Origin of the sequence: uncultured Maribacter sp., assembly GCF_947495965.1 — a bacterium.
Classification (GTDB): Bacteria; Bacteroidota; Bacteroidia; order Flavobacteriales; family Flavobacteriaceae; genus Maribacter_B.
In genome coordinates, this window is the sequence record NZ_CANMBB010000009.1 from 121,085 (window position 1) to 144,078 (window position 22,994).

Here is a 22,994-nt window from a genome sequence, read left to right on the forward strand (position 1 = left end):
ACCAATAAAAAAGCCTCGCCGACTAATTTAAGTTGGCGAAGCTACTATTCTTTTACAAATATGTAAGTGTTTATTTACTTATATAACACTTTTTTAACGGCCGTAACCACATCCGAAGCATTTGGCAGCCACTCTTCTAATAAAACTGGAGAATATGGCGCTGGGGTATCTGCTGTATTTATTTTTATAACCGGTGCATCTAAATAATCAAATGCATTAGATTGTATGTGGTATGTAATTTCTGTTGCTACATTACCAAAAGGCCAAGCTTCTTCTAAAATTACTAGACGGTTTGTTTTCTTAACAGAATCTACAACTGCTTTATAATCTAAAGGCTTAACAGTACGTAAATCAATTATTTCACAACTAATACCTTCTTTTTCTAACTCATCTGCCGCTTTATCTGCCTCTTTAATGATTTTACCAAAAGAAACTATAGTAACATCTGAACCAGATCTACGAATATCTGCAACACCTAAAGGAATTGTAAATTCCCCTTCTGGCACCTCACCTTTATCCCCATACATTTGCTCAGATTCCATAAAAATTACAGGATCATTATCTCTAATTGCTGCTTTTAGCAAACCTTTAGCATCTTTAGGATTAGACGGTACTACTACTTTTAATCCTGGGCAATTAGCATACCAACTTTCAAAAGCTTGCGAGTGTGTTGCAGCTAATTGTCCTGCAGACGCTGTTGGCCCTCTAAATACTATTGGACATGGAAACTGACCTCCAGACATTTGTCTAATTTTAGCTGCATTATTTATAATTTGGTCAATACCAACTAAAGCAAAATTAAATGTCATAAACTCTATAATAGGTCTATTTCCTGTCATTGTAGAACCTACACCTATTCCTGCAAAACCTAATTCCGCGATTGGGGTATCTATAACTCTTTTAGGACCAAATTCATCTAACATTCCTTTAGAAGCTTTATAAGCACCATTATATTCTGCAACTTCCTCCCCCATTAAATAGATAGATTCGTCTTTTCTCATTTCTTCAGACATAGCCTCTGCTATAGCTTCTCTAAACTGTATTGTTTTCATGTTTATAACAATTGAATTCCTAAATTAAATACCTAAAAGGCAAGCAAAAATAGGGAATTATATATCAAAATAATAACCATTTTAATCAAAAAAAGTTATAAATTTACTATGCGTGCATAGTAAATTCGGAAATTATTAACTATCTTAGCCCTATTATATTTAAAAGCTTATTTAATCGATGAAAATATTAGTTTGCATAAGTAACGTACCAGACACCACTTCAAAAATTAATTTTACAGATGGTGATACAAAATTTGACACCAATGGTGTGCAATTTGTCATAAACCCAAATGATGAATTTGGCCTTACAAGAGCCATGTGGTTTAAAGAAAAACAAGGTGCAACAGTCCATGTAGTGTCTGTTGGAGGCCCAACAGTAGAGCCTACAATTAGAAAAGCCCTTGCAATTGGAGCAGATGAGGCCATACGTATTAACGCAGAACCTACTGATGGTTTTTTTGTTGCGCAACAATTAGCAGAAGTTGTTAAAAATGGAGACTATAACCTTGTTATAGCCGGTAGAGAATCTATTGATTATAACGGCGGTATGGTTCCGGGGATTCTTGCTTCTTTATTAGACATGAATTTTGTAAATACTTGTATTAGTCTAGAAATAGATGGCGAAAATGTTACCGCACAAAGAGAAATAGATGGCGGTAAAGAAACTCTAACCACTTCTTTACCACTTGTTATTGGAGGTCAAAAAGGTTTAGTACAGGAAAGCGATTTAAAAATTCCTAACATGAGAGGAATTATGATGGCCAGACAAAAAAAACTAACTGTTGTTGAACCTATAGATGCATTAAACGCTACACAGGACACTAAATTTGAGAAACCAGCAGCAAAAGGAGCCGTTAAATTAGTAGACGCTAGTAATGTGGATGAACTTATAAGTTTATTACATAATGAAGCAAAAGTAATTTAGTATTAATTCTTTATTCCTCTTAATTAGGAATATTTTAATTTAAGAAAAAAATGTCAGTTTTAGTATATACAGAATCCGAAAACGGAAAATTTAAAAAAAATGCTTTAGAGGTTGCCTCTTACGCTTCAGAAGTTGCTAAGTTATTAGGAACAAATGCCGTTGCAATATCTATTAATGCAACAGAAAATGAAACTTTAGGTACTTATGGTATTAGCAAAGTATTAAATGTTAGTAATGATAAGTTATCTGTGTTTAATGCAAAAGGGTATGCAAATACTATTGTACAAGCAGCAAAGGCAGAAAACGCAAAAGTTATTATTACTAGTTCTAGTACAGATGCTAAATATTTAGCTCCTTTAGTAAGCGCATCATTAAAAGCTGGTTACGCTCCTAATGTTGTTGCTGCTCCAGAAAGCACAAGTCCTTTTACTTTAAAAAGAACCGCTTTTAGTAATAAAGGGTTTGCCTTAACACAAATAAATACAGATATAAAAGTTGTTGGAGTATCTAATAATTCTTTTGGGATTATAGAAAATGCTACTACAGCAGCTATAGAAAATTTTGATACCTCTTTAGAGGATGGTAATTTTTCAACTAAATCCACAGAAGTAGATAAGGTTGTTGGAAAAGCTACAATAGCAGATGCAGATATTGTTGTATCTGGCGGTAGAGGATTAAAAGGTCCAGAAAATTGGGGTATGATTGAAGAACTTGCCGATGTTCTTGGCGCTGCAACAGCTTGCTCTAAGCCTGTATCCGACTTAGGTTGGAGACCGCACGGAGAACACGTAGGACAAACAGGAAAACCTGTTGCAAGTAATTTATACATTGCTATTGGTATTTCTGGAGCTATACAACACCTTGCTGGTGTAAGTGCTTCTAAGACAAAAGTTGTTATTAATACAGACCCTGAAGCTCCATTTTTTAAAGCTGCAGATTATGGTATTGTAGGTGATGCCTTTGAGGTTGTACCGCAGCTCATCGAAAAATTAAAAGAATTTAAAGCGCAAAACGCTTAATTTTTGTTAATTTGTGCCTTTCTAAAGGGTTGTTTAAATAAATGGATACTCAACTTATTTAAACAACCCTTTTTTTACAACTATTTATGAGCTTAGTAAGATTAAAAATAAAAGGGATTTCCTATAGCCAAACTCAAAATGGAGCTTATGCCCTTATTTTAAATGAAGTTGAAGGTGATCGTAAACTTCCAATTGTAATTGGCGCTTTTGAAGCACAGTCTATTGCAATAGCTTTAGAAAAAGAAATTAAACCCCCAAGACCACTAACACACGATTTATTTAAAAATTTCTCCGATAGGTTTGATATTGTTGTAAAACAAGTAATTATACACAAACTAGTAGACGGTGTTTTTTATTCTAGCATTATTTGTGAAAGAGATGGTATTGAAGAAATTATTGATGCAAGAACTAGTGATGCCATTGCATTAGCATTACGTTTTGACGCCCCTATATTCACATATAAAACTATCTTAGATAAGGCTGGTATTTTCTTAAAATTCTCTTCTAAAAACAAAGAAGAAGAGAATGATGATAGTATAATGGTTGATGAAATTTTACAAGAAGGCGGAGACCCAATAGAAATTGAATCTGGCGCAACAGATGGCTACACAGAGCTTACCACAGATGAACTTCATAAAGAACTAAATAAAGCTGTAGCAAATGAAGATTACGAAAAAGCAGCTAAGCTAAGAGACGAAATATCTAAAAGAAACTAAATTTTTTAAAATAGTTTGCATGAAAAATTTGCCATGGCTAATTTTTATTTTTTTCATTTTTGGCATTTTTTCTTATGCTCAAGACGCAACAGCGCAAGACACTATTATTAACAATACTACAATTGTTAATGACATTTCTACTACAATACCTACAATAGTTCCTAATGCAGGCTTTTCCATGCATAGTTTATGGAGAGGTATTTTAGGAATGGTAGTTATAATTGCTATCTCTTTTTTATTTAGTTCTAATAAAAAAGCAATTAACTGGAAAACTGTTGGTATAGGTTTAGGGATACAATTATTAATTGCTATTGGCGTACTAAAAGTTCCTTTTATTCAAAAAATATTTGAAGGATTAGGAAATATTTTTGTTAGTATATTAGATTTTACCAGAGCAGGAAGTCAATTTTTATTTGAAGGTTTGGTAGTAGATATGGATACCTTCGGATTTATTTTTGCATTTCAAGTACTCCCTACAATCATCTTTTTTTCTGCACTAACCTCTTTATTATTCTATTTAGGAATTATACAAAAAGTAGTAAAAGGCCTTGCCCTACTTTTATCTAAAACCTTAGGAATATCTGGTCCAGAAAGTCTTTCTGTTGCAGGTAATATTTTCTTAGGTCAAACAGAAGCTCCTTTACTTATAAAAGCTTACTTAGAGAAAATGACAAAATCCGAAATCTTATTAGTTATGATAGGTGGCATGGCAACCGTTGCTGGTGCTGTTTTAGCTGCTTATATAGGATTTTTAGGAGGGGATGACCCTGTGCTACGGTTACAATTTGCAAAACATTTACTAGCGGCATCTGTAATGGCTGCTCCTGGTGCTATTGTAGTGTCAAAAATTTTATACCCGCAAACCGAAAAAATAGATACTAATGTAACTGTATCTACAGAAAAAATAGGTTCAAATATACTAGACGCTATTTCAAACGGAACAACCGAAGGTTTAAAGTTAGCTGTAAATGTAGGCGCTATGCTTTTAGTTTTTGTTGCTTTTATTGCCATGATAAATGGTATATTAGAATGGACTGGAGACATAACCCACCTAAACAGTTGGATTGCTAATAATACTAGCTATGAAAAATTTTCTTTAGAAGCTATTTTAGGAACCATCTTTGCCCCTTTAATGTGGCTAATAGGTGTTGCCAATGAAGATATTATGCTCATGGGACAATTATTAGGTATAAAATTAGCAGCAAGTGAATTTATTGGTTACATACAACTAGCAGAACTTAAAAACATGGCTAACGCTACCCATTTTACATATAACAAATCTATAATAATGGCCACTTATATGTTATGCGGCTTTGCAAACTTTGCATCTATAGGAATACAAATAGGAGGCATTGGTTCTCTTGCTCCTGGCCAAAGAAAAACCCTATCCGAATTTGGAATGAAAGCTGTTCTTGGTGGCTCTTTAGCCTCATTATTATCAGCAACTATTGCTGGAATGATACTTGGTTAAATTTTACATGACATTAATATATAGTTAATAATTATTAATAATTATCACTCTTTCTTTTACTACTTAAGTATTTCTATTCACTAATTTTACTTTATTAAGTTAATCATCATTATGAAACAATATCACGATTTATTAAAACACGTATTAGAAACTGGTAATCAAAAAGGAGATCGTACAGGAACAGGAACCGTGAGTGTTTTTGGACATCAAATGCGTTTTGATTTAAGTGAAGGTTTTCCAATGGTGACCACTAAAAAATTACACCTAAAATCTATTATTTACGAACTTTTGTGGTTTTTAAAAGGAGATACCAATATTAAATATCTTCAAGAAAATGGTGTTAGAATATGGAATGAGTGGGCTGATGAAAACGGAGATTTAGGTCCTGTTTATGGCCACCAATGGAGAAATTGGAATAGTGACGAAATTGACCAAATAAAGGAAGTTATTCACTCTTTAAAAACAAATCCAAATAGCAGAAGAATGTTAGTTTCTGCTTGGAATCCAAGTGTTTTACCAGACACCTCTAAATCTTTTTCTGAGAATGTTGCTAACGGTAAAGCAGCTTTACCTCCTTGCCATGCATTTTTTCAGTTTTATGTTGCTGACGGAAAACTATCTTGCCAATTATACCAACGTAGTGCTGATATCTTTTTAGGTGTTCCTTTTAACATTGCTTCTTATGCTTTATTTACAATGATGATGGCACAAGTTTGTGGTTACGAGGCTGGGGAATTTATTCATACTTTTGGAGATGCTCATATATACAATAATCATATGGAGCAAGTAGAATTACAACTTAGTAGAGAGCCAAGAGCTTTACCCAAAATGATATTAAACCCAAAAATCAAAGATATTTTCGATTTTAAATTTGAAGATTTTACTTTAGAAGATTATAATCCGCACCCACACATTAAAGGGGTTGTTGCTATTTAATATTTTTTTATAAAAGTAATTTTTAAGTAATCTTCATAAGATTGCTTAAAGTTTGTGTATTCTTAATTCCTATCTTTAAAGCAAATAAGCTTGTAATGACCACTACAAAACCCTTGCTTCAATTTTTTCTTGAAACGCGAAAACATACAGAAGATATTTGCAGCCCTTTAGAGATTGAAGATTATGTTGTACAACCTATAGAAGATGTTTCTCCTCCCAAATGGCATTTAGGACATACTACTTGGTTTTTTGAAGAGTTTATTTTAAAACAGCATCTGAGCAACTATAAATTATTTGATGAAGATTTTTCCTTTGTTTTTAATAGTTATTATGAGGCTGTTGGCAAAAGAGTAATACGCTCTAACAGAGGAAATATGTCTAGACCATCTGTCCAAAAAGTATACGAATATAGAAACTATGTAACTAAAGCAATTGAAGAGTTAATTATAAAAACCAATAGCCAAGAAATAAACAGTTTACTAGAAATAGGCATTCATCACGAAAAACAACACCAAGAACTGCTCCTTACTGATATTAAATTTATCCTAGGAAATAACCCACTATTACCTTCTTACAATAATATAATTAAAGAACACGAAACACAAGATTACCAACAAGAATGGTTAAAAGTCAAAGAAGGGGTTTATGAAATTGGACATAATAATTCTTCTTTTTGTTATGATAATGAGTTAGGAAGACATAAAGTTTATCTTACTAATTACGAAATAGCAAATAAGCTTGTTACCAATAAAGAATTTATAGAGTTTATTACTGCTAATGGTTATAAATTACATAATTTTTGGCATGCAGAAGGATGGGATTGGGTGCTTAAAAATAATATTACTTCTCCTTTATATTGGCATAATATAGATGGCAAATGGCACCATTACACTTTAAATGGACTACAAGAAATAAATTTAAATTCCCCTGTTACTCATATTTCTTATTTTGAAGCTTTTGCATATGCACAGTATAAAAAATTAAGACTACCAACTGAATTTGAATGGGAAGTAGCGCAAAATAAATTTAACTGGGGAGACAGATGGGAATGGACAGAAAGCGCCTATTTGCCTTATCCTGGATACACTAAAGCAGAGGGTGCCTTAGGAGAATATAATGGCAAATTTATGGTAAACCAAAAAGTATTAAGAGGAGGCTCTATTGCCACTCCTACGCTACATACAAGACCTACTTACCGTAATTTTTTTCAAACAAATTTAAGATGGCAATATACCGGGTTAAGGTTAGCCAAATAATTACGACAAAAAGAAAATGCAAGAAAACACTACCATTATTTTCACTAACGCTTTTGAAGAAGATATTTATAATGGTTTAACTGATTACCCCAAACATTTATCTTCAAAATATTTTTACGATACTAAAGGAGATAGGCTATTCCAAGAAATAATGGCGATGCCAGAATATTACTTAACAGATAGTGAGTATGATATTCTTTCAAAATACAAAGAACAGATTTCTTCTTTATTTCAAAAAAACAGTCAATCTTTTAACTTAATTGAACTCGGAGCTGGTGACGGAAAAAAAACAAAAATTTTACTAGAACATTTATCTAATTCTAATGTAGATTTTGTGTATCAACCTATAGATATTAGTCAAAATGCTTTAGACCAATTAGGTAGTTCTATTAAAGAAGAATTTCCTAAAATAAAAGTAAACAAGGTACAAGGAACCTATTTTAATGCCCTTAAAAAAATTGAAGTCCCTAGTACTTCTAGAAAAATTATTCTTTTCTTAGGTTCTAATATTGGAAACATGGAACATAAAGAGGCTATAAAATTCTTAAGTTCCATTACCCAACATATGAACTCTGATGATTTATTATTTGTTGGATTTGATTTAAAGAAAAATCCGCAAACTATACTAGACGCTTATAATGACCAAACAGGTATAACTGCTGCTTTTAATAAAAATATTTTGACAAGAATTAACACCTCTTTAAATGCTAATTTTAATTTAGACACTTTTAAACATTGGGAAACATATAATCCAGAAACTGGAACTGCAAAAAGTTATTTAGTTTCTACAATTGCCCAAGAAGTTTTAATAGAAAAATTAGAGCTCAAAATTAATTTTGACGCATGGGAAACTATACATACTGAAATTTCTCAAAAATATGATGAACGCACAGTACAAATGCTAGCAAAAAATGCAGGCATGACTATTGAAACAGAATTTAGTGACCAAAAGAATTACTACAAAAACTATATTTTCAAGAAAAAATAAATCTTATGAAAGCAATTTGGAATAATACAATTATAGCAGAAAGTGACGATACAGTTGTTATTGAAAATAATCATTATTTTCCTTCTGAAAGTATTAAAAAAGAATACTTTAAAGAAAGTGATACACATACTACTTGCCCGTGGAAAGGAATAGCCTCCTATTACACACTAAATGTAGATGGAAAAGAGAACGTTGATGCTGCTTGGTTTTATCCGGAAGTAAGTGAATTAGCCCGAACAATTAAAGGTAGAGTTGCCTTTTGGAAAGGTGTAGAAATAACAAAATAACTTAAAAAAGAAAGCCTGAATGTAAAACATACAGGCTTTTATATTATTATAGTTCTAATATTGCATTTTCAGAACCTGCAAAATCGTTCCATTGGTAACGATCCGCTTCTGGTTCATTTACATAAGAGCCATCTATTATATACTTATATTCAAATGTATTTTCTTTAGGTAAATCAAAAGTACCTTTAAAAGTTCCATTCTTAAGTTTTTTCAAAGCTGATCCTTTAGGTTTCCAATTATTGAAATCTCCAACAACTTCTACTTTTTTTGCCTCCGCTGCTGGTACTGTAAAAGTAACCTTACAAACTGGCTTAGATTTTAAATACTTTTTTACTACTGCCATAACATATTAAATTAAAATATAGAGTAAAACTAATACAATAACTCTCTCATTAACAAGGATTAATAAATTATTATCAATTTGACAATTTACATACCCCATAACGTAATTTCTTACAAAAAAATTGTTTCTTATTTCTATTATTCTTAATTAAGAGATTTTATGATACCAATAATATCATCTATATCTTTTTCTGTATTATAAAAATGGAAACTAAGTCTAATACCATCTCCTCTTTGAGAACATATTACGCCATTATCAGTTAAATGATTAAATAGTTTACTATCCCCTTTTATATTAAATATAGTACTATGGCTTTTTCTTTGAGCAACTACCTCATCTAACAAACCTAATTTAGAAAATTCTAATGTTGCTTTAGCTGCTATAACTTTAATTTGAGTTTCTATTTTATCTATCCCAATACTCTTCATATAATTAATAGAAAAATTTAAGCTCCCAAAAGCAGAACATGATAAATGACCAGGTTCAAAATGTTTTACAAAAGAAATACTATCTTTTTTTTCTTCCTCTGCTCCTGCTGAAGAAAAGCCGACTGTAGGAATTGTAAACCTATTTTTTACAGTCTCATTAAATAGAAAAAAACCATTTCCATAACCAGACAAAAGCCATTTATAGGCACTTGCTCCTAAAATATCTATTCCTGATTCTTGAAAATTAAAATCTGAAGTTCCACAAAATTGAGTTCCATCTGCAATAATTAATAATTCTGGATTTTCTTTTTTTAGTTTTTTTATAAAATCTAAATCTATCTTAACACCATTTAACCACTGTACTATACTTAAAGCTAAAACATCAATATTTTCTTTTGCTATAAGATTTTCTATATCCTCTTCTAATTGTGCTGTTATGGAAATTTCAAAAGTTTTAAAAGAACGTGTTTCAAAAGGCCATTTTACAGAAGGATAATCACTCTCTAATAAAGCTATTTTAGAACCTTCTTTTAAGCTATTTAAAATCATATTTATTCCTAAAGAAAAATTAGAAACTAAAGCCACATCATCACTTTTACAATGAAATAAAGATGCTACAGATTCTCTAGTTTCTTCTATTATTTTAAGCCCTTCCGTTCGCATTGCGCTTCCTTTCAACAAAAAATCTAGGTCATGTTCTTGCCTCCAATCTAATAAATCATCAGAAAACAATCCAAAAGCTGCTGTATTAGCATAGATATACTGTCTTAATACCGGAAAATTGCTTCTAACCTTATTCATGTTGCAAACTTATTTAGTAATTACTTTATCTTTGAAGTAAAGATAAGTATTGCTATGTTTTCCAAGAATAAAAAAACATCTCAATTAGATACAGAACAACATGAGCTATTAGAAAATGCGCAAACCCGTATTAAGCAAAAAAAACGCTTATACGCTCACTTTGTTATTTTCTTAATTGGTAGTGTGTTTCTTATCCTAATTAATAAAATTCTTAAATATGGTGTAGAGTACAATTGGTTTATTTGGGGTATTACCTTTTGGGGCTTCTTGTTTGTAATTCATGTTTTTAATGTTCTTTTTACTCAAAAATTTATGGGAAAAGAGTGGGAACGTGAGCAAAGAGAAAAATTAGTAGCCAAACAGAAAAAAAGAATCTTAGAAATCCAGAAAGAAATTGAAACAGAGTTTCCTTTAAACAATATTAATAAAAAAAAAGAGTAGTGTACAACATAACAATGATAGCCGCTGCGGCAGAAAATAATGCGTTAGGAAAAGACAACGATTTATTATGGCACTTACCGGATGACTTTAAAAGGTTTAAAGCTTTAACCACTGGACATAAAATTATAATGGGAAGAAAAACTTTTGAAAGTTTTCCTAAACCACTACCAAATAGAACGCATATAATTATTACAAGAGACCATAACTATTTTGTAGAACACCCAAGTTGTATTGTAGTACATAGCATTGAAAATGCTCTAAAATTAGTTACTAAAGAAGATTGTTTTATTATTGGTGGCGGTGAAATTTATAAACAAGCCGAAAAGTTTTCAAATAAAATTGAACTAACAAGAGTACATGCTTCTTTTGATGCAGATACTTTTTTTCCTGAAATTAATCCTAAAAATTGGAAGCTAGACTCTAAAGAACACCACCCTGTTGATGAGAAACATAAATATGCTTTTACTTATTTAACTTATCTAAAAGTCTAAAAAAGAAATTTTTGTAGTAACTCCTTCTTTTTCTACCAGGCTCTTTAAAACACTACTATCTACATTACTATAAAGGGTATGCTCTCCTTTTTTTGTAGAAGGGTTTACTATTTTATTTTTCTCTAAAATAGCTTTTGTCTGTTTTGCTACAGCCTCACCAGAGTCTATTATTTTTATTTTTCCTGGTACTATTTCTTTTATTAAAGGGATTAAGTATGGGTAATGGGTACATCCTAAAACTAAATAATCTATACCTTCTTTTAACATAGGCTGCAAATATTCATGTAATAGATTTTTTAATTCTACACTTTGTAATTCTCCTTTTTCAATAAGTGGCACTAAACCCTCCCCTTCTCTTTCTATAATTTTTATACCACTTGCATGGTTTTCAGACGTACTATGAAATAAGCTACTAGACAAAGTGCCTTTTGTAGCCAAAATGCCAACTATTTTAGACTCTGACTGTAATGCCGCTGGTTTTATAGCTGGCTCTATTCCTATAAATGGGACATTATAATTTTCCCTTAAATAATTTATAGCGTTTGTTGTTGCTGTATTACAAGCAACCACTATTAACTTGCACCCTCTTTCTAATAAATACTCTGTATTTTTTATGCTAAGCCTTAAAATTTCTTCTTTAGACTTTTTCCCATAGGGAGCATTCTTACTATCTGCCAAATATATTATGTCTTCATTAGGAAGTAAAGATTCAATTTCTTTCCAGATAGATGTTCCCCCCACACCAGAATCAAATATACCTATAGGCATTATACTCATAATTTCTAATAGTTTAAAACAGGTACAATTGGTTTTCCTGTAGTTCCGTTTGGAAAAGCAATACCTAACAAAGTAGCAATAGTAGGTGCTATATCTGAAATTTCAGTTCTAATTACTGTATTCCCTTTCTTAATACCTTTTCCATAAAACAATAATGGCACATGGGTGTCATATATTTGTGGGGATCCGTGTGTAGAACCTGTTTTTCCATAACTTATTACTCCTGGAGCTAAAACAAACAATATATCTCCAGACCGCTTTTGATTGTATCCATTTTGTAATATATAAGGTATACCCCTAGTATATTGCTGACTCCACATTTGTTCTGCGGTATACACCCTATTTACAACATTATACTTTAGAATTTCCTTAGCTATAGATTCTTGCACAACACCAACTTCTAACTCTAAGTTTTTAATAATTTTATGGTCTAAAAAAAGCTGAAAATTAGAAAAACTCTTTACTATATCTGTTGTTCCATAAGCATACTGTAAAAACTCATTTAATTTAGATTTTAGGCTTTTAAATTCTGCATGTCCTGCCGGTATTTTATTATCTTTTAAATACCCAGGAACATGTATTGCAGCATGGTCTGCTGTTAAAAATAAAGTATATTCTCCTTTTCCTACTTTCTTATCTAATGCATTAAAAACCCTTGCTAAGTCTTGATCTAATCTTAGGTAAGTATCTTCTATTTCTTTTGAATTTACCCCAAATTTATGACCAACGTAATCTGTACTAGAAAAACTTATAGACAAAAAGTCGGTAATTTCATCTTTTCCTAAATTTTCTCCATCTAAAGCGGCAATGGCAAAATCTGCAGTTAAACTATTACCAAAAGGTGTGTGCTTTAAAATTTCATATTTATCATTAGCGTCCCACAAAATTGGAATATTATGAGGAAAAGTAGGTGTATTCTCCCCTTCAAAAAGACCTTCGTAGGAGGTGTTATCTAAACCACTTTCTAAGTATGTGTTTATATCCTTTAAAGTATTCCATTCTTTCTTATAGCTATCTACACTTCTTGAATTGTTAAAACTAACCACCCACTTTGGTAAAGAATTCCTATAAAAAGAACTTGTTATCCAGTTTCCTTCATTTTTTCCATAAAACCAATATGCGCCATTTGCTGTATGTCCTCCTGGCATAACTGCCCCTCTATCTTTTAGTGCAATTGCAATTGTTTTTCCTCTCATTTGCGTGTGTAAGCGTAACTGATCTGCTATTGTAGTTACTTCCATTCTATGCGGAGACATTTTACCTGCATCTGAAGTAGTTCCTACAGAAGCATACGTGGCATCAGATGCGCAATACACCATTTTATCTAACTCTTTATCATACCAATCATTCCCAATTATACCATGTGTTGCAGGAGTTGTTCCTGTGTAAACAGAAGCATGCCCAGGGCCTGTACTAGTAGGTGCATAATTAAAATGGTTATTTCTACAATTAAAGCCATCATGTAACAATCTTTTAAAGCCCCCTTCTTGAAATTTATTGGAAAACCGAGTTAAGTAATCATAGCGCATTTGGTCCACTACAATACCAACAACTAATTTTGGAGCACTAAACTCCTCCATAGTTTTATCTTTACTCTTCTTTTTTTGTCCATAACTAATACTAAAAATACTAGCAAAAAAAAGTAATACTAAAAAAGTTCTAATGTTTTTAAAATGCATATATAATAAATTGATTAAGTAAAAGTAAATAAAATCCCTCTCAAAAAAATTAAATGCAAGTTAAATGACAGTCATTATTGTTATTTTTACATAAAGAAATTTATATTTATTAAATGAATTATTTAGCATCAATTGGTAGCTATGCAATAATGATAAAGGAGGTTTTTAAAAAACCTACCAAATGGAGCATTATGAAGTCTTTGATTCTCAAAGAGATTGACGAACTTATATATGGCTCTCTTGGTATATTAATATTTATATCTTTCTTTATTGGAGGTGTAGTTGCCATACAAACAGCTTTAAATATCACTAGTGAATTAATTCCAAAAAATTTAGTTGGTTTTGCTACTAGACAATCTATAATATTAGAATTTGCTCCTACTTTTTGCTCTATAATTATGGCAGGTAAAGTAGGTTCTTATATAACTTCTAGTATAGGAACCATGCGAGTAACAGAACAAATTGATGCCTTAGAAGTTATGGGGGTTAATGCTTTAAACTATTTAGTATTTCCGAAGATTGTAGCATTAATGTTGTATCCCTTTATAATTGCAATTGCCATGTATGTGGGCATTTTTGGAGGTTGGTTTGCAGGAGTTTTTGGAGGCTTTAGCACTAGTGCAGATTTTATTGAAGGCATACAATTAGACTTTATTCCTTTTCATATTACCTATTCTTTTATTAAGACAATGGTCTTTGCTTTTGTATTAGCTACAATACCATCTTACCATGGTTTTTACATGAAAGGTGGTGCTTTAGAAGTTGGTAAAGCTAGTACCACCTCTTTTGTATGGACAAGTGTTGTAATTATCATTATAAATTATATATTAACACAACTTCTTTTAGGCTAATGATACACGTAGACAACATACACAAATCTTTTGATGGAACACATATTCTTAAGGGAGTAGAAACTCAATTTGAAAAAGGAAAAACAAACCTTATTATTGGGCAAAGTGGTTCTGGAAAAACTGTTTTTCTTAAATGCTTATTAGGGCTTTTTATGCCTGAAGAAGGAACAATTTCTTATGATGGAAAAATATACCGAGATTTAACTTTAGAAGAAAAACGTAATTTAAGACAAGAAATGGGTATGGTTTTTCAAGGCAGTGCTTTGTTTGATTCCATGACAGTATCTGGCAATGTTATGTTTCCCTTAGAAATGTTTACAAAACAAGCTAAATCTGAAATGCAAGACCGTGTAGACACTGTTTTAAAAAGAGTTAATCTTGTTGATGCCCATCACAAATACCCATCCGAAATTTCTGGAGGTATGCAAAAAAGAGTTGCCATTGCTCGTGCTATTGTAATGAACCCTAAATACTTATTTTGTGATGAACCAAATTCTGGTTTAGACCCAAGAACCTCTATTATTATAGACAACCTTATTAAAGAAATAACGGAAGAATTTAATATAACTACCGTAATAAATACTCATGATATGAATTCCGTTATGGAAATAGGAGAAAAAATAGTATTCCTAAAAAACGGTCATAAAGAGTGGGAAGGCACTAAACATGAGATTTTTAAAACAGATAACAAAGCGGTAACAGATTTTGTTTATTCTTCTGATTTATTTAAAAAAGTAAGACAAATGTATATTGAAGAAAGAAACTAATCTTGGATTATTTCTGTCAATAAAATTGTACTGTCTTTTAGTCTTATTTTAAGCCAATTATGTAGTTTCTTAGATTCCTTAATTATTTCAACTCTTTTAGCATTTCGTTTCCATTTTGCTTCAAAAACAGATACCGTATCTAATTTCTTAAAATCTGTTCTTATTGCGTTTGAAAAAGCTAAATACTCCAAATTATCATAGTTAGTTTCTGCTTCTGCACTAATCTCTTGAAATGGAATTTGTTTCGCATTCAATTTATTAAGTCTTTTAAGTTCAGATTCTAATAATTTAATTTTTTCATCTTTCCCTAAAAGCTCATTTTTTTGTGAAGTATATAATTCTTCTACATACTTTAATTGATCTCCTTCTTCACTTTTAGAACCTTGAATAATTTGCAATTCTGCATTTCTTAATCTTGAAAATCCTTCCGCTTCGTTCTTTTGCTTATTCCAAGTGGCAATAACATTATCAGGAATAGTTTCATTACCCATAAAAACCAACTCAATAAATGGTTCTTTTCCTCCATTAAACTCAATATCTGTAAAATCTTCCATAAACCTACCAGAGCCAGAGAATTGGTATGGCGCTACTTTTTCGGCAATAAAATTTTGTGCTTGTTTCCTAAAAAGAGACTCTTGTAATGCATCCCAAAAAGTTATACCCGCAGGTATCATTACTAAAATTGCAACTAAAGACGCTATTCTAGCAATACGCCTTCTCTTTTGAGAATTTACATAACGTACCATTGGAAAACGCAATAATTTTAATACCAAGAATGTTGCTAAAGCAATAAAAATGGTATTAATACAGAATAAATACATTGCACCAGCTGCATATTGGTAATTAGTTATTGCTAAACCAAAACCAACGGTACATAACGGTGGCATTAAGGCAGTAGCAATAGCAACACCAAAAATAACCGAAGCCATGGTTCCTTTTTTTGCGCGTGCAATTACCAATGCTAAACCTCCAAAAAAAGCGATAAGAACATCTCTAATATCTGGAGCTGTACGAGCCAATAATTCTGATGACTCATCTCTTAGCGGGAATAAAACAAAAAACAAATAGGCAGTAAGTATACTAAGAACCACCATTACAGCAAAGTTCTTTAAAGATCTTCGTAATGTGTCAATATCATTTATAGCCAATGACATTCCTATCCCTAAAATTGGCCCCATAAGTGGAGATATTAACATGGCTCCAATTACAACAGCAGTAGAGTTTGCATTTAAACCTATAGAGGCAATAAATATAGAACAAATGAGAATCCAAGAAGTATGCCCTTTAAATGGTATATCTGCAATAATAGCTTCTTTGGTGGCGTCTAAATCTGTATTCTGACGAATATCTAACAATTCTTTTAAAAACTGTTTTACACTACCTAAAAGCCCTTGAAAGTCTTTTTTTACTTCCTTACTGCTAACCTCTTCTACTGGGTTCTCTAAATTCTCTTTATCCAAATTTTCCACTCTTAATTAAGCATACTCTTCACCATAAGTATCTTTAACTTTACTTAAAACTTTCTTAATATCTTGCTCTTTAGTTTTTGGGTAAATTAAAAGAACTTCTTCTTTATCCACAATAATATAATCATTTAAACCATCAACCACAACAATTTTTCCTTTTGGAGATCGTATCATGTTGCCCTGTGCGTCTTCTAAAATTACTTTACTATTTACAATTGCATTATTTTCTGAATCTTTATCTAACTTATCATATAAAGACCCCCAAGTTCCTAAATCATTCCAATCAAAAGTAGCTGGTAAAACATAAATTGCTTTAGATTGTTCTAAAATAGCATAATCTATAGATATATTTTCTGCCTTTGGGTAATTTTCATTTATAAATTCCTGTTCTTCAGGTGTATTATAAACTGCTATACCCTTTTCAAATAAAGTATATTGACTAGGCTGAAAGTTCTTAAAAGCATTTACAATAGTAGAAACACTCCACATAAAAATTCCCGCATTCCACAAGAAATTCCCTTGTGCTAAGAAATCTTTTGCAGTTTCGTAATCTGGTTTTTCTCTAAATTGATTTACTTCTTTAATATCTGAAGTACTCTCTTTATTATACTCTATATAACCAAATCCTGTATTAGGAAAACTGGGTTTAATACCTAAAGTACAAAGAGCTTCTTCTTTTTCGCACTTTTCAAAACATGCCGTAACATCTTTTGTAAAAGCATCTTCATCTTCTATCCAGTGATCACTTGGTGCAACTATCATAACGCCATTAGGATTCATTTTCTGAATTTTTAATGAAGCATATAAAATACATGGTGCAGTATTACGCATAGCAGGCTCTAGAACCACTTGCTCTTGAGAAACCATTGGTAATTGCTCCAAAACCAAATCATTATACCTAGCATTTGTTAGAATAAGAATATTCTCTGTAGGAACAAATTTATTTAACCTCTGAAACGTTTTTTGAATTAACGTGGTTCCTGTACCCAACATATCATGAAATTGCTTAGGATATTCTGATGTGCTTATAGGCCAAAAACGAGACCCAACTCCTCCGGCCATTAACACGGCGTAATAATTCTTATTCATTATTATTAATTTTAATCTTTTATTAATTCTACTTCTGCATTGGGCTGAAAAAGAAACATTCTTCCTGTTGCAACTTCAATACATTCTATTCTTTTAACTCTCTTATTTCCTTTTTTGTATAATTTACCATTGTAAATTCTAAAAATACTTCCAATAGGTATTTCAAAAACGTAGGAATTTTCTGATTGTTGTGCGTCGTACTTCTTTAATGCTATAGACAAATTCGCATCTGTACTACTACTTGCCTTAGGATTTTTAAAATGCTTTGCAATTAATGGTAGAATTGATGACGGAAAAATCTCAGGTCTTATAAACGGTAACATTAGAAATTGAAATGTTTTTTTCCACTCTAAACCATGAGGCTTAATAGAACGTCCATATTTCTCAAAAGCTACTAAATGAGCTATCTCATGAACTAACGTAATTAAAAAACGATATTTATTTAGAGTAACATTTACGGTAATTTGATGTTGACCGTTTGCTAACCTCCTATAATCCCCATGCCTTGTAACACGCTCATTCACTATTTTTAAATGAACTTCGTTAGTTTTTATAAGTTCCGCACACAAGGTTACAGCCCTCTCCGGCAAATATTTTACGAGTGTACTTTCCATTATATCAAAAATAATATATAAAAAGATTAAAAATTAAATTATATATAATTTAAAGTAATCTAAGAAAATTATACCTAAGGCGTGCTGTTAGAGACCTGAAGCATTTTACCATTGTAAAATTTCTGTCCGTTTAAAGAAAATTCTTTAATATAGGTTGCCATTTCTATAGCTGTTGTTGGCGCTTCATATCCAGGAAATGCTTCTTCTAGCATTTCGGTCTGTACAGCTCCTAGTGCCAAAACATTAAAAGATGGACCGTTTTCTTTAAACTCTTCTGCCCATAGCTCTGTTAATGTAATTACTGCTCCTTTACTAGAACTATATGCAGATAAACCAGGAAACTTAACGCTCCCTTGTACACCTCCCATAGAACTTATAGTTAAAACATGTCCTTCTTTTTTAATAAAAGGTAATACTGTTTTGGTTATTTCTGCAACGCCAAAAACGTTTACTTTGTAAACATTAATAAACTCCTCTGTAGAAATTTCTAAAAAAGGCTTATTTAATAAAGCTCCTGCATTATTAATTAAAACATCAACAGTCTTCCAATTTTCAGTTAAGAATTCTGTTACAAGTGTATAATCCTCTTTTCTATTTAAATCAAAAGGGATAGCAGTTATTAGTTTATTATTTAAATCATTAATTGATTTACTATTTCTTGATAATGCTAAAACATTATGACCTTCTTTTGCAAAAAGTTTTGCAAGCTCAAATCCTATTCCACGACTTGTTCCTGTTATTATAACATTTGCCATTTTAATATTTTATTTCTTTAGTAGTAGAATTCGCAATAGCCTCAATCATAGGGATTGATTTATTTATAACATTCACCATATGATTAAAATCTATTAACTCAACTTCATCTCCTACTTTATGGTAGTGATTAAAGTTTGTAAAATCGAAAGTGCAAAAAGTTTGCGATGGCACATTAAATTCTTGATGAAAAGGAAAATTATCCGATCTTTTAAATAAATTAAATTCCTTTGCCTTTGGTAAAAAACCTATTAATTTCTCTTTCGCATACGTATTACCTACCTCTGCTAAATTAGAAGACTCGTAACCCGTAACATACATTAAGTAATCTTTTCCTATTAAAGGCACTCCCACCATTTCAAAGTTTAACATCGTGTATAAATTAAAAATTTCCTTTTTTAACCTTTTCGCCAAATGTTTAGATCCTAATAAACCTTTTTCTTCTGCGGTAAATAAAACAAATAATATACTACGTTTATTTTTCTTTGAATTTCCAAAATAACGAGCAATCTCTACTACTGTTGCAGTACCAGAAGCATTATCATTTGCGCCATTTGCAATTACATCTGTAGTTCCAGGTATTTGCCCTATATGGTCATAATGCGCTCCAATTATAAGAAATTCCTTTTTTAGTTCTGGGTCATTACCCTCTAGGTAACCTACAATATTATATGCAGATTTTTTAAAATTAGAAATAGTATCTCTATAGGTTAAAAAATAAGGTGCTATCCCATTTTCTTTAAATTCATTTTCTATAAAAACTGCTGCTTTTTCTATTCCTTCACTTCCAGAATCTCTCCCTTGCAAATCATCCGAAGCTAAATATGACATTATTCTAAAAACCTCTTCTGTATTAGAAGATAAAGTAGTGTCCTTAGTGTTTTCTTTTTTATTAATATTTTCAGTAACCTTAGGGTTTATGCTTTCAATATTAGAAATATTAGTTTCTTTTAATTTTGTTGCGCCACAACCATAGAAAAGAATTACACAAAATAATACAACAAGTCTATACATCATATTTTTTTAAGTTTTAAAGATAAAAAAAGCATCCAGATAAACCTGAATGCTTTTTAAGACTATTTATGTTTTAGCAGTTTTATGCTAACATAGTTACAGGATTTTCTAAATAAGACCTCAACGTCATTAAAAATTGAGCTCCTACAGCACCATCTACAGTTCTATGATCACAAGCCAAAGTAACTTTCATTGTATTTCCTACAACTATTTCTCCGTTTTTAACTACAGGCTTTTGCACAATAGCTCCTACTGATAAAATTGCCGAATTTGGTTGATTTATTATAGAAGTAAATTCTGTAATTCCAAACATACCTAAGTTAGAAACCGTAAAAGTACTTCCTTCCATTTCTGATGGAGTTAACTTTTTATTTCTTGCTTTACCAGCCAATTCTTTTACAGAAGCCCCTATCTGAGACAAACTCATTTGGTCTGTAAACTTTAAGACTGGAACCACTAGACCTTCATCTACCGCAACTGCAACACCTACACTAATATGCTTATTATACCTAGTAGTATCTCCATTCCATGAAGTATTTACTTGTGGATGCTTTTGTAAAGCCATAGCACATGCCTTTACTACTAAATCATTAAAAGATACTTTAGTATCTGGCAAACTATTTATTTGTGCTCTAGATGCTTTTGCATTATCCATATCTACTTCAATTGTTAAATAAAAGTGTGGTGCAGATGTCTTAGAATTAACTAATACTTTTGCTATAGTTTTACGCATAGAAGAATTTTTTACTTCTTCTGAGCTTTCTTCTCCTACTGGCAGTATAATTGGAGCAGCACTTGCTACAGCAACTGCGGCTGGCGCAACTGAAGTAGATTTAGAAGGAGTAAACTCTTCTACATCTTTCTTAACTATTCTTCCTTGATCTCCAGAACCTTTAACTTCACTTAAGTTAATTCCTTTATCCTTTGCAATTTTTTTAGCTAATGGCGAAGCAAAAACTCTTCCTCCATTATTTACCGTTTGCGTTTCTTTTACTGGAGCTGCTTCTTTTTTAGCAACAGGTTTTTCCTCTTTAGATTCTGCTTTTGGAGCAGCAGCTACAGGAGCACCATTTAACAAACCATCTACATTTGTCCCTGCTGGGCCAATTATAGCAAGTAAAGTATCTACAGGAGCACCTTCTCCTTCGGCAACACCAATATGTAAAAGAGTTCCTTCATTAAAAGACTCAAATTCCATAGTAGCTTTATCCGTTTCTATTTCTGCTAGGATATCTCCTTCTTCTACTTTATCTCCAACATTTTTTAACCATGAAGCAACAGTACCTTCTTCCATGGTATCACTAAGCCTTGGCATATTTACAATTACAACTCCTTCAGGAATTTCTGCAGATGCCACAGCTGGTGCTTCTTCTACAGGAGCTACCTCTGCAACAGTTTCAGCAGCAGCTTCTGTTGCTCCTCCACCGTTCAACAAACCAGAAATATCTTCTCCTTCTTCCCCTATTATAGCTAATAAAGTATCTACTGGAGCACCATCACCTTCGGCAATTCCTATATGAAGTAATGTACCTTCGTTAAAAGACTCAAACTCCATTGTAGCTTTATCCGTTTCTATTTCTGCTAGGATATCGCCTTCTTCTACTTTATCCCCTACATTCTTAAGCCATTTGGCCACTGTACCTTCCTCCATTGTATCACTGAGGCGAGGCATATTAATTACTATTGCCATTTTACTTATTTTTTATGTTCTACAAAAGGAAAATCTTCTTGCTCATAAACCATATCGTATAATTGGTTTATTGGAGGATAATCAGACTCTTCAGCAAATTTTTCACATTCAGAAACTAATGCCTTCACATCTTTAGCCACTTGCTTAATTTCTTCATCTGTAGCGTATTTATTTTCTTTTATAACGTCTAGAACTTGGGTAATAGGATCAATTTTCTTGTACTCCTCTACCTCTTCTTTTGTTCTATAATGTTGCGCATCGGACATAGAGTGTCCTCTATAGCGATATGTTTTCATTTCTAAGAAAGTTGGTCCACCACCACTTCTTGCTCTTTCTATTGCTTTACTCATTTCTTGCGCAACCGTAACTGGATTCATCCCATCTACAGGTCCACAAGGCATTTCATACCCTAATCCTAATTTCCAAATTTCTTCATGAGATGCTGTACGTGATACAGATGTACCCATAGCATACCCATTATTTTCACAAACGAAAACAACTGGTAAGTTCCATAGCATTGCTAAATTAAATGTTTCATGTAATGAACCCTGTCTAACAGCACCATCTCCCATATAACATAAAGTAACAGCGTCACTACCATGATACTTATCTCCGAAAGCCATACCAGCTCCTAATGGAATTTGACCACCTACAATACCGTGTCCTCCGTGGAATCTATGTTCTTTAGAGAAAATATGCATAGAACCACCCATACCTTTAGATGTTCCAGTAACTTTTCCATAAAGCTCTGCCATTACTCTTTTAGGGTCTACACCCATCCCTATTGGCTGCACATGATTTCTGTAAGCAGTTATCATTCTATCTTTAGTTAAATCCATAGCATGCAAAGCTCCGGCTAAAACTGCTTCTTGTCCATTATATAAATGAAGAAACCCTCTTACTTTTTGTTGTATATATACTGCTGCTAGTTTGTCTTCAAACTTTCTCCAAAACAGCATGTCTTTGTACCAATTTAGGTAGGTTTCTTTAGTAATTTTTTCCATTAATCAGGTCTTTAATTAGGATTCTATATAATTGGCCGAATAAACTAATTGGCTCTCCAGTTACAGAGAGCAAAAATACACATATTAATTAATGGATAAAAAAAAATAAACTAAAACGTACAGGTAAAAATTAACC

At 32.0% G+C, this 22,994-nt stretch carries 24 protein-coding genes; 12 read left to right on the top strand and 12 right to left on the bottom strand.

Annotated elements, in window-relative coordinates:
- Nucleotides 1–74: 74 nt before the first annotated feature.
- Complete coding sequence (locus tag Q0820_RS15165; protein ID WP_298488848.1) at nucleotides 75–1,052, bottom strand: pyruvate dehydrogenase complex E1 component subunit beta; 978 nt, start codon at nucleotides 1,050–1,052, stop codon at nucleotides 75–77.
- A 178-nt stretch (nucleotides 1,053–1,230) separates the two neighbouring features.
- Between Q0820_RS15165 and Q0820_RS15170 the strand changes: the two genes are divergently transcribed.
- The 8 genes from Q0820_RS15170 to Q0820_RS15205 all read left to right on the top strand — a co-directional run bounded on the left by Q0820_RS15170 (nucleotide 1,231) and on the right by Q0820_RS15205 (nucleotide 8,650).
- A complete protein-coding gene (locus Q0820_RS15170; protein WP_298488850.1) occupies nucleotides 1,231–1,977 on the top strand; it encodes an electron transfer flavoprotein subunit beta/FixA family protein in 747 nt (248 codons plus the stop codon).
- A gap of 50 nt (nucleotides 1,978–2,027) precedes the next feature.
- Complete coding sequence (locus Q0820_RS15175; protein ID WP_298488852.1) at nucleotides 2,028–2,996, top strand: electron transfer flavoprotein subunit alpha/FixB family protein; 969 nt, start codon at nucleotides 2,028–2,030, stop codon at nucleotides 2,994–2,996.
- Nucleotides 2,997–3,082: 86 nt separating this feature from the next.
- Nucleotides 3,083–3,712 carry a bifunctional nuclease family protein gene (locus Q0820_RS15180; RefSeq protein ID WP_298488854.1) on the top strand — a complete coding sequence of 210 codons (630 nt, stop codon included), beginning with the start codon at nucleotides 3,083–3,085 and terminating at the stop codon, nucleotides 3,710–3,712.
- A 19-nt stretch (nucleotides 3,713–3,731) separates the two neighbouring features.
- Entirely contained in the window at nucleotides 3,732–5,183 is a 1,452-nt protein-coding gene (locus Q0820_RS15185) for a nucleoside transporter C-terminal domain-containing protein (RefSeq protein ID WP_298488856.1), read from the top strand.
- A gap of 111 nt (nucleotides 5,184–5,294) precedes the next feature.
- Nucleotides 5,295–6,119, top strand: a complete 825-nt coding sequence (locus tag Q0820_RS15190) for a thymidylate synthase (protein ID WP_298488858.1) — start codon at nucleotides 5,295–5,297, stop codon at nucleotides 6,117–6,119.
- 95 nt (nucleotides 6,120–6,214) lie between these two features.
- The gene (egtB, locus tag Q0820_RS15195) at nucleotides 6,215–7,375 is read left to right on the top strand and encodes an ergothioneine biosynthesis protein EgtB (protein WP_298488860.1); all 1,161 of its coding nucleotides are present in this window, start codon (nucleotides 6,215–6,217) and stop codon (nucleotides 7,373–7,375) included.
- Nucleotides 7,376–7,391: 16 nt separating this feature from the next.
- Nucleotides 7,392–8,363, top strand: coding sequence for an L-histidine N(alpha)-methyltransferase (gene egtD / locus Q0820_RS15200; protein WP_298488862.1), 972 nt, complete (start codon nucleotides 7,392–7,394; stop codon nucleotides 8,361–8,363).
- Between the two features lie 5 nt (nucleotides 8,364–8,368).
- Nucleotides 8,369–8,650, top strand: a complete 282-nt coding sequence (locus Q0820_RS15205) for a DUF427 domain-containing protein (RefSeq protein ID WP_298488864.1) — start codon at nucleotides 8,369–8,371, stop codon at nucleotides 8,648–8,650.
- Between the two features lie 46 nt (nucleotides 8,651–8,696).
- On the opposite strand, the gene Q0820_RS15210 is transcribed toward Q0820_RS15205, so the two are convergent.
- Entirely contained in the window at nucleotides 8,697–8,993 is a 297-nt protein-coding gene (locus Q0820_RS15210; protein WP_298488866.1) for an isoamylase early set domain-containing protein, read from the bottom strand.
- A 143-nt stretch (nucleotides 8,994–9,136) separates the two neighbouring features.
- The gene (locus tag Q0820_RS15215) at nucleotides 9,137–10,222 is read right to left on the bottom strand and encodes an aminotransferase class V-fold PLP-dependent enzyme (protein WP_298488868.1); all 1,086 of its coding nucleotides are present in this window, start codon (nucleotides 10,220–10,222) and stop codon (nucleotides 9,137–9,139) included.
- A 54-nt stretch (nucleotides 10,223–10,276) separates the two neighbouring features.
- Here Q0820_RS15215 and Q0820_RS15220 point away from each other — a divergent pair, with 54 nt between their 5' ends.
- Together Q0820_RS15220 and Q0820_RS15225 are read left to right on the top strand one after the other, a co-directional pair.
- On the top strand, nucleotides 10,277–10,663 hold the full coding sequence (locus Q0820_RS15220; protein WP_298488870.1) for a 2TM domain-containing protein: 387 nt from the start codon (nucleotides 10,277–10,279) through the stop codon (nucleotides 10,661–10,663).
- A gap of 14 nt (nucleotides 10,664–10,677) precedes the next feature.
- Nucleotides 10,678–11,154 carry a dihydrofolate reductase gene (locus tag Q0820_RS15225; RefSeq protein WP_298488913.1) on the top strand — a complete coding sequence of 159 codons (477 nt, stop codon included), beginning with the start codon at nucleotides 10,678–10,680 and terminating at the stop codon, nucleotides 11,152–11,154.
- Here Q0820_RS15225 and murI read toward each other — a convergent pair.
- Together murI and pafA are read right to left on the bottom strand one after the other, a co-directional pair.
- Nucleotides 11,143–11,931 carry a glutamate racemase gene (murI, locus tag Q0820_RS15230; protein WP_298488871.1) on the bottom strand — a complete coding sequence of 263 codons (789 nt, stop codon included), beginning with the start codon at nucleotides 11,929–11,931 and terminating at the stop codon, nucleotides 11,143–11,145. The two genes, Q0820_RS15225 and murI, sit on opposite strands and share 12 nt — an antisense overlap.
- 5 nt (nucleotides 11,932–11,936) lie before the next feature.
- Nucleotides 11,937–13,610: an alkaline phosphatase PafA gene (gene pafA, locus Q0820_RS15235; protein ID WP_298488873.1), complete on the bottom strand. Its 1,674-nt coding sequence runs from the start codon at nucleotides 13,608–13,610 to the stop codon at nucleotides 11,937–11,939.
- Nucleotides 13,611–13,723: 113 nt separating this feature from the next.
- On the opposite strand from pafA, the gene Q0820_RS15240 reads away from it, so the two are divergent.
- Both Q0820_RS15240 and Q0820_RS15245 read left to right on the top strand, forming a co-directional pair.
- Nucleotides 13,724–14,461 (top strand): ABC transporter permease, encoded by a 738-nt coding sequence (locus Q0820_RS15240; protein ID WP_298488875.1) that lies wholly within the window; start codon nucleotides 13,724–13,726, stop codon nucleotides 14,459–14,461.
- The gene (locus Q0820_RS15245) at nucleotides 14,461–15,228 is read left to right on the top strand and encodes an ATP-binding cassette domain-containing protein (RefSeq protein ID WP_298488877.1); all 768 of its coding nucleotides are present in this window, start codon (nucleotides 14,461–14,463) and stop codon (nucleotides 15,226–15,228) included. Before Q0820_RS15240 ends, Q0820_RS15245 begins: the two co-directional genes overlap by 1 nt.
- Here the strand turns inward: Q0820_RS15245 and Q0820_RS15250 are convergent.
- From Q0820_RS15250 to pdhA, 7 genes are all read right to left on the bottom strand, one after another.
- The gene (locus tag Q0820_RS15250) at nucleotides 15,225–16,688 is read right to left on the bottom strand and encodes a DUF389 domain-containing protein (RefSeq protein ID WP_298488879.1); all 1,464 of its coding nucleotides are present in this window, start codon (nucleotides 16,686–16,688) and stop codon (nucleotides 15,225–15,227) included. The genes Q0820_RS15245 and Q0820_RS15250 overlap by 4 nt on opposite strands.
- Before the next feature lie 15 nt (nucleotides 16,689–16,703).
- Nucleotides 16,704–17,783, bottom strand: coding sequence for a mannose-1-phosphate guanylyltransferase (locus Q0820_RS15255; RefSeq protein WP_298488881.1), 1,080 nt, complete (start codon nucleotides 17,781–17,783; stop codon nucleotides 16,704–16,706).
- 11 nt (nucleotides 17,784–17,794) lie between these two features.
- Nucleotides 17,795–18,397 carry a SprT-like domain-containing protein gene (locus Q0820_RS15260; protein WP_298488882.1) on the bottom strand — a complete coding sequence of 201 codons (603 nt, stop codon included), beginning with the start codon at nucleotides 18,395–18,397 and terminating at the stop codon, nucleotides 17,795–17,797.
- A gap of 74 nt (nucleotides 18,398–18,471) precedes the next feature.
- Nucleotides 18,472–19,152 carry an SDR family NAD(P)-dependent oxidoreductase gene (locus Q0820_RS15265; protein ID WP_298488883.1) on the bottom strand — a complete coding sequence of 227 codons (681 nt, stop codon included), beginning with the start codon at nucleotides 19,150–19,152 and terminating at the stop codon, nucleotides 18,472–18,474.
- A gap of 1 nt (nucleotide 19,153) precedes the next feature.
- Nucleotides 19,154–20,164: a M28 family peptidase gene (locus Q0820_RS15270; protein WP_298488915.1), complete on the bottom strand. Its 1,011-nt coding sequence runs from the start codon at nucleotides 20,162–20,164 to the stop codon at nucleotides 19,154–19,156.
- A gap of 82 nt (nucleotides 20,165–20,246) precedes the next feature.
- Complete coding sequence (locus tag Q0820_RS15275; RefSeq protein ID WP_298488885.1) at nucleotides 20,247–21,854, bottom strand: pyruvate dehydrogenase complex dihydrolipoamide acetyltransferase; 1,608 nt, start codon at nucleotides 21,852–21,854, stop codon at nucleotides 20,247–20,249.
- Nucleotides 21,855–21,859: 5 nt separating this feature from the next.
- On the bottom strand, nucleotides 21,860–22,858 hold the full coding sequence (gene pdhA, locus Q0820_RS15280) for a pyruvate dehydrogenase (acetyl-transferring) E1 component subunit alpha (RefSeq protein WP_298488887.1): 999 nt from the start codon (nucleotides 22,856–22,858) through the stop codon (nucleotides 21,860–21,862).
- Nucleotides 22,859–22,994 lie beyond the last annotated feature (136 nt).

What these genes read in the sequence shown, in the direction of transcription:
- Q0820_RS15165 (WP_298488848.1), bottom strand. Translation starts at nt 1,052, where the DNA reads ATGAAAACAATACAGTTTAGAGAAGCTATAGCAGAGGCTATGTCTGAA.
- Q0820_RS15170 (WP_298488850.1), top strand. Translation starts at nt 1,231, where the DNA reads ATGAAAATATTAGTTTGCATAAGTAACGTACCAGACACCACTTCAAAA.
- Q0820_RS15175 (WP_298488852.1), top strand. Translation starts at nt 2,028, where the DNA reads ATGTCAGTTTTAGTATATACAGAATCCGAAAACGGAAAATTTAAAAAA.
- Q0820_RS15180 (WP_298488854.1), top strand. Translation starts at nt 3,083, where the DNA reads ATGAGCTTAGTAAGATTAAAAATAAAAGGGATTTCCTATAGCCAAACT.
- Q0820_RS15185 (WP_298488856.1), top strand. Translation starts at nt 3,732, where the DNA reads ATGAAAAATTTGCCATGGCTAATTTTTATTTTTTTCATTTTTGGCATT.
- Q0820_RS15190 (WP_298488858.1), top strand. Translation starts at nt 5,295, where the DNA reads ATGAAACAATATCACGATTTATTAAAACACGTATTAGAAACTGGTAAT.
- egtB (WP_298488860.1), top strand. Translation starts at nt 6,215, where the DNA reads ATGACCACTACAAAACCCTTGCTTCAATTTTTTCTTGAAACGCGAAAA.
- egtD (WP_298488862.1), top strand. Translation starts at nt 7,392, where the DNA reads ATGCAAGAAAACACTACCATTATTTTCACTAACGCTTTTGAAGAAGAT.
- Q0820_RS15205 (WP_298488864.1), top strand. Translation starts at nt 8,369, where the DNA reads ATGAAAGCAATTTGGAATAATACAATTATAGCAGAAAGTGACGATACA.
- Q0820_RS15210 (WP_298488866.1), bottom strand. Translation starts at nt 8,993, where the DNA reads ATGGCAGTAGTAAAAAAGTATTTAAAATCTAAGCCAGTTTGTAAGGTT.
- Q0820_RS15215 (WP_298488868.1), bottom strand. Translation starts at nt 10,222, where the DNA reads ATGAATAAGGTTAGAAGCAATTTTCCGGTATTAAGACAGTATATCTAT.
- Q0820_RS15220 (WP_298488870.1), top strand. Translation starts at nt 10,277, where the DNA reads ATGTTTTCCAAGAATAAAAAAACATCTCAATTAGATACAGAACAACAT.
- Q0820_RS15225 (WP_298488913.1), top strand. Translation starts at nt 10,678, where the DNA reads ATGATAGCCGCTGCGGCAGAAAATAATGCGTTAGGAAAAGACAACGAT.
- murI (WP_298488871.1), bottom strand. Translation starts at nt 11,931, where the DNA reads ATGAGTATAATGCCTATAGGTATATTTGATTCTGGTGTGGGGGGAACA.
- pafA (WP_298488873.1), bottom strand. Translation starts at nt 13,610, where the DNA reads ATGCATTTTAAAAACATTAGAACTTTTTTAGTATTACTTTTTTTTGCT.
- Q0820_RS15240 (WP_298488875.1), top strand. Translation starts at nt 13,724, where the DNA reads ATGAATTATTTAGCATCAATTGGTAGCTATGCAATAATGATAAAGGAG.
- Q0820_RS15245 (WP_298488877.1), top strand. Translation starts at nt 14,461, where the DNA reads ATGATACACGTAGACAACATACACAAATCTTTTGATGGAACACATATT.
- Q0820_RS15255 (WP_298488881.1), bottom strand. Translation starts at nt 17,783, where the DNA reads ATGAATAAGAATTATTACGCCGTGTTAATGGCCGGAGGAGTTGGGTCT.
- Q0820_RS15260 (WP_298488882.1), bottom strand. Translation starts at nt 18,397, where the DNA reads ATGGAAAGTACACTCGTAAAATATTTGCCGGAGAGGGCTGTAACCTTG.
- Q0820_RS15265 (WP_298488883.1), bottom strand. Translation starts at nt 19,152, where the DNA reads ATGGCAAATGTTATAATAACAGGAACAAGTCGTGGAATAGGATTTGAG.
- Q0820_RS15270 (WP_298488915.1), bottom strand. Translation starts at nt 20,164, where the DNA reads ATGTATAGACTTGTTGTATTATTTTGTGTAATTCTTTTCTATGGTTGT.
- Q0820_RS15275 (WP_298488885.1), bottom strand. Translation starts at nt 21,854, where the DNA reads ATGGCAATAGTAATTAATATGCCTCGCCTCAGTGATACAATGGAGGAA.
- pdhA (WP_298488887.1), bottom strand. Translation starts at nt 22,858, where the DNA reads ATGGAAAAAATTACTAAAGAAACCTACCTAAATTGGTACAAAGACATG.